At 56.8% G+C, this 12,966-nt stretch carries 12 protein-coding genes; 5 read left to right on the top strand and 7 right to left on the bottom strand.

The window, feature by feature from the left end:
* Window positions 1–71 precede the first annotated feature (71 nt).
* Window positions 72–587, top strand: a complete 516-nt coding sequence (locus tag FPV09_RS01940; protein WP_058939622.1) for a cob(I)yrinic acid a,c-diamide adenosyltransferase — start codon at window positions 72–74, stop codon at window positions 585–587.
* Here FPV09_RS01940 and FPV09_RS01935 read toward each other — a convergent pair.
* From FPV09_RS01935 to FPV09_RS01910, 7 genes are all read right to left on the bottom strand, one after another.
* Window positions 580–1,824, bottom strand: a complete 1,245-nt coding sequence (locus FPV09_RS01935) for an MFS transporter (RefSeq protein WP_148882173.1) — start codon at window positions 1,822–1,824, stop codon at window positions 580–582. The two genes, FPV09_RS01940 and FPV09_RS01935, sit on opposite strands and share 8 nt — an antisense overlap.
* On the bottom strand, window positions 1,821–3,068 hold the full coding sequence (locus tag FPV09_RS01930; RefSeq protein ID WP_148882172.1) for an MFS transporter: 1,248 nt from the start codon (window positions 3,066–3,068) through the stop codon (window positions 1,821–1,823). The genes FPV09_RS01935 and FPV09_RS01930 overlap by 4 nt, the downstream gene beginning before the upstream one ends.
* A 60-nt stretch (window positions 3,069–3,128) precedes the next feature.
* Entirely contained in the window at window positions 3,129–3,782 is a 654-nt protein-coding gene (locus FPV09_RS01925; protein ID WP_148882171.1) for a DUF4097 family beta strand repeat-containing protein, read from the bottom strand.
* The gene (locus tag FPV09_RS11915) at window positions 3,779–3,916 is read right to left on the bottom strand and encodes a hypothetical protein (RefSeq protein ID WP_168194714.1); all 138 of its coding nucleotides are present in this window, start codon (window positions 3,914–3,916) and stop codon (window positions 3,779–3,781) included. The genes FPV09_RS01925 and FPV09_RS11915 overlap by 4 nt, the downstream gene beginning before the upstream one ends.
* A gap of 5 nt (window positions 3,917–3,921) precedes the next feature.
* Window positions 3,922–5,223, bottom strand: coding sequence for a hypothetical protein (locus tag FPV09_RS01920; protein ID WP_148882170.1), 1,302 nt, complete (start codon window positions 5,221–5,223; stop codon window positions 3,922–3,924).
* Window positions 5,220–5,633, bottom strand: a complete 414-nt coding sequence (locus FPV09_RS01915) for an ArsR/SmtB family transcription factor (RefSeq protein WP_058939617.1) — start codon at window positions 5,631–5,633, stop codon at window positions 5,220–5,222. Before FPV09_RS01915 ends, FPV09_RS01920 begins: the two co-directional genes overlap by 4 nt.
* Window positions 5,634–5,778: 145 nt before the next feature.
* Complete coding sequence (locus FPV09_RS01910; protein ID WP_148883605.1) at window positions 5,779–6,267, bottom strand: PadR family transcriptional regulator; 489 nt, start codon at window positions 6,265–6,267, stop codon at window positions 5,779–5,781.
* 117 nt (window positions 6,268–6,384) lie between these two features.
* On the opposite strand from FPV09_RS01910, the gene FPV09_RS01905 reads away from it, so the two are divergent.
* From FPV09_RS01905 to FPV09_RS01890, 4 genes are all read left to right on the top strand, one after another.
* Entirely contained in the window at window positions 6,385–10,437 is a 4,053-nt protein-coding gene (locus tag FPV09_RS01905; protein WP_148883604.1) for an MMPL family transporter, read from the top strand.
* Window positions 10,438–10,534: 97 nt separating this feature from the next.
* Window positions 10,535–11,413 carry an AEC family transporter gene (locus tag FPV09_RS01900; protein WP_148882169.1) on the top strand — a complete coding sequence of 293 codons (879 nt, stop codon included), beginning with the start codon at window positions 10,535–10,537 and terminating at the stop codon, window positions 11,411–11,413.
* A 61-nt stretch (window positions 11,414–11,474) separates the two neighbouring features.
* Complete coding sequence (locus FPV09_RS01895; protein WP_148882168.1) at window positions 11,475–11,855, top strand: hypothetical protein; 381 nt, start codon at window positions 11,475–11,477, stop codon at window positions 11,853–11,855.
* A 47-nt stretch (window positions 11,856–11,902) separates the two neighbouring features.
* On the top strand, window positions 11,903–12,922 hold the full coding sequence (locus tag FPV09_RS01890; protein ID WP_148882167.1) for a M42 family metallopeptidase: 1,020 nt from the start codon (window positions 11,903–11,905) through the stop codon (window positions 12,920–12,922).
* Window positions 12,923–12,966: the final 44 nt, after the last annotated feature.

Below are 12,966 nucleotides of genomic sequence, written 5' to 3'. Positions count from 1 at the left end.
TCACCCAAGGTGTTCATCAACACCCATAAAGGCTAAAAAGCGTGCAGATACCAATTAAAGAGGTGGTTAAAATGTCCATCACAACCAAAACAGGGGATAAGGGTCTGACCGGTCTCTTCACAGGAGACCGTGTGGCGAAGTACTCACCGATAATGGAAGCCAACGGAAACATAGACGAGCTCGACAGCTTCCTGGGGGAGGCCAAGCATTATGTACCCGAGGAGATGGCGGGGATTCTCGAGAGGATACAGGTTCACCTCTACGACCTGATGGCGGAGATAGCGAGCAAGGGAAAGTACGCGAAGGTTGGCGATGAGGAGGTTAGATGGCTTGAAGGACTTATTCATAAATATGAAGAAGAAGTCCAGCTTAGGGCCTTCGTTCTCCCAGGTTCAACCATCGCGAGTGCCAAGCTCGATGTCTGCCGCGCGGTAGCCAGGAGAACGGAGAGGAGCGTTGCGAGGCTCGTGCTCGACTATGGCTTTGGTCAAAACGCTCTCGTCTACCTAAACAGGCTCAGCGACCTGCTCTTCATAATGGCAAGGGCCGTTGAGAAGAGGGAGGGGAAGATGAAGGAAGTCAAGTAACCTCTTCGCTTTCCCCGTATTTCTGCTCCTTGAGCAGAACCTCCCGATACCTGGCCCAGAAATATGCGACGACAACCGCCATGCCCGCCCAGATGGCCACGGTAACCTCCCAGGCAGGGAATCTGTCGAGGAGCGGCCCGACGGCGAGCAGACCGAGCGGGCTTGAGAGGTGCATCAGGACGGCCATTGCCGACATAACCCTGCCCCTGAGCTCGCTCGGTATCGCACGCTGTATCTTCGAATTGATGGGCACGTCTATGAAGGCCTCTATGCTGCCCCATAGGATGTTTATCCCCACGAGGAAAAAGAACGCCTCGTTTCTCCCCAGGCCGGAGAGGGGACTTATCGCCCACGTGAAGGCGAGTATCATCACCCCGTCCAGGAGGAGGGTGTGGAAAAGGTACCTCCCGGCCTTCTTCCCGAATTTAATCGCTATCAGGCCGTTTCCGATGAGCGCCCCTCCCATGAAGGCGCTCTGCAGAAGACCGAACTGGTAGCTCGAGAACTTCAGCACTTCTCTGTAGGAGTACGGCATGATTACAGCCCCAAAGGGCTGACCGAGGGCTATCATAAAGAGGGCGAAGAACATAAGGGTCGAGAGATATCTGTTGGAGCGGAGAAAGCCGATGCCCTCTTTGAGGTCCTCGATAACCTGGGAAAAGCTCTCCAATTCCTTCGTACGCCACTCGTACCTTATCAGTATCTCAAACAGTCCCGAGCCAAAGAAGCTGACCGCGTTGATGAGGATGGCCAGCTTGATACCTCCGACGGCGTAAATAAATCCTCCGAGGGCAGGGCCGACGAGACGGGCGAGTATGGTGAACGACGAGACCGTGGAGTTGGCCTTCTCGAGTTCATCGGGTTCCACAAGGTCGGGAAACATCGCTCCCGTCCCTGCCGAGAAGAACGCTCCCATGGAGGCCATGATCACCTGGACGACCAGAAGCTGGTAGATGCCCAGGAGGTCGAACGCGATGACGCCGAAGAGAAGGGCTCCCCTCGCAAGATCAAAGCCGACCATCAGGCGCTTTCGGTTGTAACGGTCGCCCACCACACCGGCGAAGGGCATGATTATGAGGACCGGTATCATCTCAGCGAGGATGAAGAGGGTCATCATCGAGCCGCTGTGAGTCTGGTCAAGGACGTGGAGGGGCAGTGCAACGTCCTGCACCGCCCAGCCGAGCTGACTTATGAAGCGGCCGACCGCAAAGAGCCAGAAGTTCCTGTTGAGGCTCACGGCACCACCTCCGCAGTTTCTGAACCGATGTTTATAACGGTTTCCCTAAAGCGGAGGTAATAATACATGGCTATCAGCACGCTTGGGACGGTGAGGGCGAGGATTATTACAGTGGTTCCTGCGACGTCGAGGAGGGGTCCAACGAGGGCCATGCCCAGCGGGGTCGTTGCCATCATTATTGTCTCAAAGGCAGTGAAGAAGCGCGAACGCACGTCATCGGGAACCGCCTTCTGGAGCTTCGTGAAGAGCGGGATGTTAACCAGGGTGTTGAAGAGCCCTATCAGGCCGATTATTCCCAGTAGGGATGGATAAGCCAGTTCTCCGAGGATGGAGCGCGTCACGAAGGCGAGGCCCGTCAGGCAGAGGAGCTGGGCAAACAGTGCCCCGAAGAGGAAATCCTCGGATTTCTCACCGAGCTTCAAAGCGATGAGCATGTTTCCGGCTAGAGCGCCGAGGGTGGCGGCGGTTTCGACGCTGCCGAACTTGACGGCAGAGAGACCCAGCTCAATCCTGGCGAGGTAGGGAAGAACTACCGCGAACACCGGGTTGAGGAGGGTGTTGAGCAGTATCCCGAAGCTCACGAGCACCATGAGCTTTCTTGAGTTCTTCATGAAGCGGAAGCCCTCGAGCATGTCGTCCCAGACTTCGCGGATGCTTGAGAGCTCCCGCGTTTCCCTGTGGTACTCGATCAGAATTTCAAACAGCCCAGAGCCGAAGAAGCTGACCGCGTTTATGAGGATAGCAAGCCGCAAGCCCCCGAAGGCGTAGATTAGCCCACCGAGGATCGGGCCGAGTATCCTGAGTATTTGACCGCCGCTCTGCAGTATCGAGTTCGCCCTCGCCAGCTGCTCTCTCTCCACCAGGTCGGGGAACATCCCGACTATGCCGGCCGAGAAGAACGCTCCCATAACGCTCATCACCATCTGAACTACTAAGAGCTGGTATATCCCCAGCAGGTTGAACCCTATGACCGCGAAGAGGAGGACTCCCCTCGCTATATCGAGGCCGTACATGAGCTTCTTCCTGTCGTAGCGGTCGCCTATCACTCCGGCTATGGGGTTCACCAGCAGTCTCGGAACCAGCTCGGCCATTATGAAGAGGCTCATCATCGCCCCGCTGCCGGTCTGGTCGAGCACGTAAAGTGGAACCGCGACGTCCTGCACGACCCATCCGGCCTGTGATATCCACCTGCCCACGGTGTAGAGCCAGAAGTTCCGGCCCATCCCCCGGAAATTCTCGAACATCTCCACTAACCCCCATGTTTTCCCCTAATTGTCAAATTAGGTAATTGAAGAATTAAAGACTCAAATCAGCTCGACCCTCACGTCGCCGTTCACCGTGCTGGCCATGACCTCAAACTCACCCGTCCCTATAACGGGGTCGTCCGGGTCTATGCCGATCAGCTTGACGTCTCCGTTGACCCTCTTACCCACTATCTTGGCGTCGCAGAACTCGGTCAGACGAAGCACGATGTCTCCGTTGACGCAGCTTACCTCGACGTCCCCCTCGAGCTCCTCGATGGTAAGCTCGATTTCCCCGTTCACGGTGGAGGCCTTCAGAGGGCCGGCAACCGTTAGATGGGCCCTTACCTCACCGTTCACGGTGCTAAGCTTTTCGGCCTCGCAGTCCTTCAGGTCTATCTCGCCGTTTACCGTCGTGACGTCCTCAAAGCGCACGCCCCTGGCCTTAAGCTCGCCGTTCACGTTCTTCGCATTTATCAGGACCCTCCGCGGAACCTTCACCTCTATCTCCGCCCAGCCGCTCTCCCTGAGCAGGTTCAGGAACCGTTTCTTCGGTTCTTCCATGATGATTAGCCCGCTCCCCTTCTGCTCGACGGTGACCTCCACCTCGCCGTGGACGGTGTAGTTCACCTCGGCGTAGTCGTTTTCCCAGCCCTCTATCTCGATCCGGCCGTTGGTGGCCTTTATATCAACTTCCCGGACGTTTTCAAATATCATATCAAACCCCCCAGCGGATGAAGTTCAAAATCGAAAAGGGGCCTCTCGTGCCCCGTCTTCTTTTCGCAGCCTTCCTTTCCTTCATCAGGGATCGTGATGGCGTTGGAGGCCTTTGGGATTACTGCAGTCTCCATCTCGCTCACCCCAGGTAGGCAGTCAGTTCGTCGAGGAGCTCCTTCACGCGTCTGTTGAGCAGGGTTCTGTCTATGCCGAGGCCCTCTATCAGTTCGGCGCTCTGCTCCTCCACTATCTCCTTCGCCTTCCTGACCACCAGCCGGTAGGCGTCGCCGTTCTCTATGGTGTACATTCTGCCCCCGGTCCTTATGCGCACCGTGCCGTCTCTGGCGGAGATTACGACGTCCTCGATGCGTATCTTGGCCCTTTCCCTGCCGACGCTGACCGAGACGTCGCCCGAGCGCAGGGACACGGTTTCGCCCAGACTGAGGCTCTCGCTTCCGCTCCTGTACACGACCCTCTCCCCATCGACCTCGATGGAATACTCGTCGGTCTGGATCTTCAGCCTCTCGCCGACCTTGGTGAGCTGGAAACCGTTGCGGAGTTCCCTGATGGTCAGCATGTCCTCTGGGGGCATCTCAGGGTTGCCCTCGCGGAACCTCATCGGGCCTATCTTGACCTCTTCGCCGCCTGGCGTCTCTATGACCTCGATGAAGGGCAGCTTTACGTACTCGAAGCCCTCCCCCTCGTAGGCCTTGATGAAGCCCAGGTCAACCACGCTGTCCCTCTTGCCCTTCTGATAGAGCCTGTCCGGGTTCACGAGGTCGTTCACCCTCGAGACGAAGCCTGGATCCGCGGAGGTCTTCCGCCCGGCTATCTTCTCCTCGGTCCACACGATGACCGGGCTGAGGAGCCTCTTCGTTACCCTACCGAGCGGCGTATCGGCCTCGACCGTGACCTCGCCGTCTACGACCCAACCGACCTTCTTCCTCCCGAACTTCACAGGATAGGCCTTGCCGGTTCCCTTGAGCTTCACCTCGCCGAAATCGGCGCCTTCGAACTCGTAGGCCTTGCCTTCAACTTTGATGTCGAGCCTCTTCTCATCGAACTTCGCCAGCAGGATTCCCGCTATGACGAGGACGACGGCATATGCGAATGCCGTTCCCGCGTAGTCGTGGAGCGTCTCTGACATTCCCAGCCACTGTCCAAAGAACAGAAATATGCTCGTCCAGAAGAAGCCCTTGGCCAGGGCAAAGACTATTCCGCTTACCGTCACCCCGAACCACTTGCCCACCGCGAGCAGCTCGAAGGCGAACAGGAGCGCCACGATGGCGTAGACCAGCTGGTCGTTGTAGGCCTCAAGCCTCAGCGGCCCCTTGAACAGCCATGCGATGAGCAGTATCGCCGTGAGGGCTTTGAGGTACTCCGCTATCCTGAACCTTGGGCCTTCGTGCGGGACGGCCCGATACTTCCAGCTAAAACTCATTCTTCCACCTCCTCAAGGGCAGTTATTATCTCAAGCAAGCGCAAAAAGAGACGTCCGTCGGGCGATATTTCGTATCCTTCTCCCTTTCTCACCATCCGGGTTTTCACCAGGAGCTTCAGGTGGTGGGAAACGGTGGGGCTTTCCACCCCAAGGGCATCCTTTATCTCCTTGAATCCCATGGGCCCCTCGGAGAGCATCTTCAGAATCCTTATCCTGTCCGGGTTGGCGAGGGCCTTGAGGGTTTTGGCTGCCCTCTCCTCGTCTATCTCGGGCAGGCTTCCGCCTTCGAGCTTTCTCCTGAGACGGGCCTTTATCGAGAGCATGACCTCATCAACGGGGTCAATGCTTTCCTCCAGCACCTCCAGCCTTTTCTTCAGCTCTTCGAGCTGAATCTTCAGGTCGTTCTCCATGGTACCACCAGGTACAGATTTTTGTAGTACATTTTTCTGTACCCAACTAGCGCGCTAGGTATATAAAAGTTTATCGGTTGGTGGTCGCACGGGGTAAGCGCCGCCCTAAATCCGAGGAGGATGAAAGAAGAGAAAAGCGAGGAAATCAATTCTCCGCCGAAAGTTCGGCTTCTATAGTCTTTATTTCCTCGTCCAGTATGTCGCGTATCTTCTTGAGGAGTCCCAGGTACTCAATCACGGTCTCTCTGTCCATAACCTTTCTCTCCCCCATCTCCTCGAGCTTCTTCTTCAGGGCTTCGTGATAGTTGATGGAGGTGTACAGAACCCGAAGGGCCAGTTCATTGGAAGTTTTTAGATAATCGAGGCCCTTTTCAGTTAGGCTGTATTTCACACGCCTCACCCTGCCCCGGTACTCCTCGCGGGGCTCCAGAAGACCCTCGTCGACCATCTTGTTGAGTATCGTGTACAGATTGCTGTGGCTGGGCTTCCAGAGGCCGATGGCTAGCTTCTCAAGCTCCTTCAGTATTTCGTAGCCATGTGCCTCTCCCTTTAGGCCAACTATGACCAGGATTATGTTCTTCAGCGGGACCGTGAAGAGGCCCTTGATTATCTTCCGCTCAACGTCCTCCCCCATTGTCACCACCCATAGTCGAAGGTTGAACCACAATCCTTATAAACGCTTCTCTCAACGACATGTCGAACTTTGACATGTTTGAATTCATCATGTTGATAGGCGACAGTGGTGGTGGAGATGGCTTGGAACGAGTGGATAGTGAAGCACGCAAAGGCCATCGTGGCCCTCTGGATTATCGTGGTCATAGCCGCGATGCCCCTTGCGGCAAAGCTGAACGACCTCACCAACTACAGCATGGACCAGTTCCTGCCCAAGGACGTGGAATCCGTCAAGGTGCAGGAAACCCTCACAGAAGAGTTCCCGGAGTTCGCGACCAGCGACAACCAGACGTACATGATAGTGAGCGGAGTGGACGTGAACGACCCCGCGACGCGGGATGCCTATGAGCGCTTCAAGGCCGAGGCAAGGCCCTACGGCTCGAATTTCACCTCCTACTACGATGCCGTTGATATGCTCCACAACAAGTCCTATGAGATAGCGCTCAACCTCACCAAAACGACCGCCAACCTAACCGGAATCTTCTATGGCTCGGCAATCAACGCCAGCAGCACTTACGGAACCCTTCTTTCTCAGATTGAGAACCTCAGCGTTCAGGTTGAAACCCTCAACGAAACCGTCCCCCAGCTTGCCGGGGCCTACTTCGCGCTCGAGGCCAACCTGAGCGTTCTCTACAACCAGAGTCTCACCCTCAGGAACGCCCTCAACGGGACTGACATGGCCTACGTTACCCTCAACGAGAACCTCACGCGGGCCAGCCAGCAGTTGAGAACGCTGAACTCCACGATAGCTGGCCTTAACGTGGGCCTCTACAACCTGAGCGATAGCTACGCGAGAACTTACCTCGGAACGATAGGAGCCTACGACGCCCTCGTTCAGGCTGGAGCCTACGAGAGGGGCCTTGACGAGAGAACGGCGCAGGCGATAGCCACCCAGCTCGGCGTTCCCGCCGAGTTCGTTTACGCGGTTTACAACGCCACCTACCCGGCCTACTCTGCCTACGGGGCCAGTACAATAACCGACGGCTTCCTGGCCAACGTCACCAGGGCGATGGTTCTCGGCAAGATAAACGACCCGATGCAGAGGAACCTCGCGGAGGCCTACTCGGTTGCCTTCTACGGGGGAGTTGTGGCGTTTGACGAGCAGGCGGGCAGTGATTACGCCCTCATTCAGCTCGGCGAGAACGCGGTTAGGCCCGTTGATGAGATAGCAAGCAACGCCCTCAAAAACCTCCCGCTCGTCATCGAAGGGGCTGGGGGAAGCTACGAGGTTCCAGGTTTCGGTGAGATCCCCGCCAGCACGCTGGCCCACATCGTCAACGTCTCGATAGGCCTTGGAAAGAACCCGAGCGCTTCAGCGGTCGAGAACGCGACAATCGAGGTCGCGAAGGCCCTCATGGCCGGAAGCCCTCTCCTCGAAATGCCCAACGCCGACGAGATACTCAGAACCCTTCTTACCCACGGGCCGACTGGAGAACTTGAGACCAATCTCCTCGCAGGTGCTCTAAAGGAGAAACTGCCCGGGGAGCAGAAGGTCCTTGCAGAGCCGATAGTCAAGACCGTTGTGGGATTCGACACCAACGCGACCGGAGTTCTGGCCAAGAACCCGGCCCTGCTGAAGGAGGCAACCGTCTCGCTGCTCGCCGAGATTATGAAGGAAAGGGGCGTTGAGATCCCAGAGAACGTCATAAGCGAGGTCTACGACTCCCGTGGGGATGTCGTCCCGATTGCGAGGGAGATTCTGATTCAAAAGACCTCCGAGGAGGTCGGGAGCGAGGAGGTTGCCGAAACCATCGTCGATGCGGTTCTTAAGAACCCTGAGGAACTCGCAGCGGGAGTCGGGGTAGAGGGGGCAGTCAAGGAGATAATCACGAGCCTGGCCGGAGACGTCCCGATAGACCTCGGCAAAGCTGTGGACGATGTTTACGCCGGCAGAAGTCCGGAAGAGATAGCCTACAGCCTGTTTGAGCAGGGGGTTGATGAGAAGCTCGCCAACGTCAGCGCGCCGGAGGACGTCAAGGAAACGCTGAAGGAGCTAATGCTGACCGTTGCCAGGGACTACCCGATGAGCGACTCCGACATAGAGACCCTTGTGAAGGAGAAAACGGTGAAGCTCGTCGAGAAGTTCGTAGGGGAGATTAACCTCGGAGTTCCGCTCCACATAAACGCGACCGAGCTTGTGAACATCGCCTTCGAATTCAGGGACGACCCGGATAGGATAACGAAGGAAGAGGTCAAACCAATAGAGGAGCAGGTTTACCTGTCCATTTACAGCCTCGCGAAGAGCTACATCGGCATGCTCAAGAGCCCGGACAACACGACGATGCTCATCCTGTTTACCCCGAAGGGGCTTAAGGGCGTCAGCGACCTCGAAAAGCAGAGCAGGGTTCAGTACGGGAATTCGATCAAAGCGAAGGAAATAGCCGTGAAGGAGTTCGGAGCAGTCTCGCCGAAAGTCGAGGTATACGTAACCGGAACGCCCATTCAGACCTACGAGGCCATTAAATACGGCAAGGAGGACAACGACAAGACTACGAAGTTCAGCATCGTTGGGGCGCTCCTCGTGCTCCTTATCCTGATGGGGGTGGCGCTGCTAGCGACGCTCCTGCCCTTCACCGGCGTCGCAACGGCAACCCTCACGGCGCTGGGAATCCTCTACCTGCTCGCAAAGGGTGACTATCTGGACGTCGGGAGCTGGGCCCAGATGCTCACCGTCACGACGGCACTTGGCCTTGGAATAGACTACTCAACCTACTATCTCCATCGCTTCAAGGAGTACCTGGCGGAAGGCTACGACCACAACAGGGCGGCGAGTGAGGCGCTGAAGAGGGCAAAGGACGCGGTTCTGGCCAGCGCATCAACCGACATCATAGCCTTCGCGAGCTTCATCCTGGCCTGGGAGTTCCCGATATTCAAGACCATCGGCATGATAGCACCCCTGGCGGTCATCGTAGTCCTCCTCGCCAGCCTGACGTTCATTCCGGCGATAACCGTTCTCATAGGCGACAAACCGGCCTTCTGGTGGCCGAGGCACATCGAGCATCACATCGAGAGTGTGGACATCCACGAGAGGAGCAGAATCGCGGAGTGGGCCGTCAAGCACGCCAAAGTGGTTGTCCTCATAGCGCTCCTCGTGGCGGTTCCGGCGGCCTACAACTTCGTCAACTTCAACGGAACCCACGACATAAAGCTGTTCATCCCCAAGGACAGCGAGACCTACAACTTCCTCCAGCTCAGCGAGAGCACGGTCGGTGCGGGCGTTACCTCCCCGACCTACGTCGTGGTCGACCTCGGACACCCAGTTGGCGACGGCGACCTCAAGACCATCAACGAGCTCGCGGACAGGATATCAGCGGTTGACGGCGTCGAGTACGTCTATACCCTCGCCCGTCCCTACGGAAGGCAGGTGAACGTCAGCGTGGACGAGCTGAAGAGCCTCGGCGGAAACCGCTACATCTCGGAAGACGGCACTAAAGTGCTGATACAGGTTACCGGGAAGTACGAGGCCACCGACGACCGCTCCAAGGACATGGTGAGGGAGATAAGGGATATAGTGAAAGACGAGGAGAAGTCGGGAGCAATAAAGTCCGGAATGGTTGGCGGAAGCACTGCACTAGCGCTCGACCTCAGCGACCTCATCAACGACGTCTTCTGGCACAGAATCTTCCCGGTGGCGCTCCTGCTGATGTTCCTGTCCCTCATACCGACACTCAAGGGACTGCCCGCAGTTATAACCACCATAGGCACCATAGCGGTCGGCGTGCTCCTCAGCATAACCGTTTCCAGCTGGCTCTTCGAGAGGGTCTTCGGCCAGCAGGTCATGTGGTTCCTGCCCATGATGGTCTTCATAGTGCTCATGGGTGTGGGCATAGACTACAACAGCTTCTACCTGGTCAAAGCCAGGGACGAGTTCGAGCGCAGGAGCGCGAGGGACGCGCTAGTCGTAGCTGCCGGAACGATGGACACGCTGGTCGTCGGCCTCGCCGCTGTGCTGGCGGTAACCTACGGCTCGCTGATGACCGGGGCGACGTGGGGAATAAGGGAGATAGGCTTCGCACTGGCCATCGGAGTGCTCTTGACTGCCACGGCGGCGGTCTACTTCATCGGCCCGGCCACGATGGCTCTCTTCGGTGAAAAGGCCTGGTGGCCCCTGCACAAGACGAAGAAGGAGTGAGCCTCAACCCCTGCTTTTATTTTTCAAGTTCATCCCCAACCTCCTTTCATTTTTCCACACTCGACAGACTTTTAAACGCTGAACCCCAGGTTTAAGCATGAACATCGCCGAGATGCTCGCCCTTATAGCGGTCGGCTACGTCCTCAAGAGGCTGGTCAAATCGGAGAAGCCCTTCGACTACCTCCGAATCCTGGTGAACGACTTTCTCCTCGCCCTGTTCATCTTCGGAAACGTGGCGAGCAAGGACCTGAACTACCTCCTGAGCATAAAGACTGTCTTCCTCTACGTCTTCCTGATAATCGCGATAAGCCTTGGGTTTTCGTACATCTACGGCCGCGTCGTCCTTAAAAACGACCCCTGGGTCGGTGCGCTGATGGTTCTCTCGGTCTACCCCAACACGGCCGCCCTCGGCTTCCCGATAGCGAGCCTCTTCCTCGACGACATAACGCCCGCGATACTCTACTCCACGACCAACTCGATGATAGTCATCCCAATCGTCACCTTCATAGCGGCCCACTACTCCAGCGGAGGCGCGAACGTTAAGGACAGCTTCCTGAAGGCGCTGAAGTTCCCGCCGACGGTGGCGAACCTCCTCGCTCTGGCCCTCGTTATAGTAGGGGTTAGGGTTCCAAACTGGTTCATAGAGCCGGTCAAAACGATTGGCTGGCTCAGCATACCCCTGCTCATCATCTACTTCGGCTCGCGGATAACGCTGAGGAGCTTCGACTGGCGCAAGCTCACTGAAGTCGGGACTTTTAGGATAGCAATCCCCTTCACCTTCGTTTTCCTGACCCTGCGCTGGGCGGCCCCGGAGGTTTTCTACTCCGTTCTTGTCGAGGCCAGTATGCCTCCGGCCATAGCGGCCAACGCTATCCTTGCTCAGTACAGACTAAAGGCCGAGGAGGCAATAAGCGTCACCTTCGTTCTCACGCTCCTCGTCATAGGACTCTTCATGGTTCTCAAAGCCTTCCTGTGAGGGTCACGAAAAAGTAATAAAGACGCCGTGCAACTGTTCTAAAACGCCTGGATGTGGTCACATGCTGGGAAATGTTCTGAAAAACATCGTAAGTTCCGACCCCGAGGGAATAAAGGAGAATGGAATCAAAGTTTCGGCCGGGGAGGTCCTCTCAAAGTGGTCCGAACTCGCTGCGGAGTACGTCACGAATGGCCGCTCCGCCCTTAAGATGTATATCGACATCGAGTGGAAGGAAGGCGGCGTCTTTGGAATGGGTGGTACAAAACACTGTTACAAAGGCACGTACCGCCTGGAGAGTGTGATGAAGAGCGGAAAGTACGTTCTCCTCAACGTCTACCCCCATGACCCCGACGAGGCATTCACCATCAAGCTCCTTCCAGAACATGAGGTGTACCTCTCATCGGGCAATATGAAACACCTCCGCGGGATTTTCGGACTCTGACCGATGCCCTTTTTAACCCTTCGACATTTCTTTTAACGGTGGTCATGATGGAAAGAATGATCGAGATTCTCAGGGAGATTCTGGAGATACCGTCCCCGACGGGCTACACGAAAGAGGTTATGGCCTACATAGCGGGACTTCTCAACGAAAACGGCGTGAAAACCTACTTCACCAACAAGGGTGCCCTGATAGCGGGCAACCATCCGGAGCCGGAGCTGGTTGTGGCGGCCCACGTTGACACCCTCGGCGCGATGGTTAAAGGAATCCTGCCAAACGGACACCTGAGCTTCACGAGAGTAGGCGGCCTGCACCTTCCGGCCTTCGAGGGCGAGTACTGCACGATAATCACCCGCTCGGGGAAGAAGTACCGCGGAACGCTCCTTCTCAAGAACCCCAGCGTCCACGTGAACAGGGAAGCTGGAAAGAAGGAGCGCAAGGAGGAGAACATGTACATCCGCCTGGATGAGCTCGTCGAGAAGAAGGAAGATACAGAGAAGCTCGGCATAAGACCGGGTGACTTCATAGCCTTCGACCCGAAGTTCGAGTACGTGAACGGTTTCGTTAAGGCCCACTTTCTCGATGACAAGGCGAGTGCCGCGGTGATGATCGACCTGATGCTCGATCTGGGGACTGAAGCCCTCGAAAAGCTCCCGGTGGCGTTCTTCTTCTCGCCCTACGAGGAGGTCGGACACGGCGGTTCCAGCGGCTACCCACCGAGCATGAAGGAGCTCCTCGTCGTCGACATGGGCGTCGTTGGAGATGGCGTCGCGGGCAGGGAAACCGCGGTATCGATAGCGGCCAAGGACTCAAGCGGCCCGTACGACTACGAGATGACGACGAAACTCATCGAACTGGCTGAGAAGCACGAGATTCCCCACGTCGTTGACGTCTTCCCCTACTACGGCTCCGACGGCTCGGCGGCGCTCAGAGCAGGCTGGGACGTTAAGGTCGCCCTCATCGGCCAGGGAGTGCACGCGAGCCACGGCATGGAGAGGACCCACATTAAGGGCATGCTCGCGACAAAGGACCTCATCAGGGTCTACATTGAGGAGAAGTGGGGGGTCTGATACTTTCTCCCTATTTTTGAATCCAAGAAAAACGAAAAGCCAGC

The organism is Thermococcus aciditolerans, assembly GCF_008152015.1.
GTDB lineage: Archaea > Methanobacteriota_B > Thermococci > Thermococcales > Thermococcaceae > Thermococcus > Thermococcus celericrescens.
This window is presented reverse-complemented; position numbering and strand designations above follow the sequence as displayed.

Coding starts and splice junctions, on each gene's coding strand:
- FPV09_RS01925 (WP_148882171.1), bottom strand. CDS start 3,782: ATGATATTTGAAAACGTCCGGGAAGTTGATATAAAGGCCACCAACGGC.
- FPV09_RS01940 (WP_058939622.1), top strand. CDS start 72: ATGTCCATCACAACCAAAACAGGGGATAAGGGTCTGACCGGTCTCTTC.
- FPV09_RS11915 (WP_168194714.1), bottom strand. CDS start 3,916: ATGGAGACTGCAGTAATCCCAAAGGCCTCCAACGCCATCACGATCCCT.
- FPV09_RS01900 (WP_148882169.1), top strand. CDS start 10,535: ATGAACATCGCCGAGATGCTCGCCCTTATAGCGGTCGGCTACGTCCTC.
- FPV09_RS01910 (WP_148883605.1), bottom strand. CDS start 6,267: ATGGGGGAGGACGTTGAGCGGAAGATAATCAAGGGCCTCTTCACGGTC.
- FPV09_RS01930 (WP_148882172.1), bottom strand. CDS start 3,068: ATGTTCGAGAATTTCCGGGGGATGGGCCGGAACTTCTGGCTCTACACC.
- FPV09_RS01920 (WP_148882170.1), bottom strand. CDS start 5,223: ATGAGTTTTAGCTGGAAGTATCGGGCCGTCCCGCACGAAGGCCCAAGG.
- FPV09_RS01890 (WP_148882167.1), top strand. CDS start 11,903: ATGGAAAGAATGATCGAGATTCTCAGGGAGATTCTGGAGATACCGTCC.
- FPV09_RS01905 (WP_148883604.1), top strand. CDS start 6,385: ATGGCTTGGAACGAGTGGATAGTGAAGCACGCAAAGGCCATCGTGGCC.
- FPV09_RS01915 (WP_058939617.1), bottom strand. CDS start 5,633: ATGGAGAACGACCTGAAGATTCAGCTCGAAGAGCTGAAGAAAAGGCTG.
- FPV09_RS01895 (WP_148882168.1), top strand. CDS start 11,475: ATGCTGGGAAATGTTCTGAAAAACATCGTAAGTTCCGACCCCGAGGGA.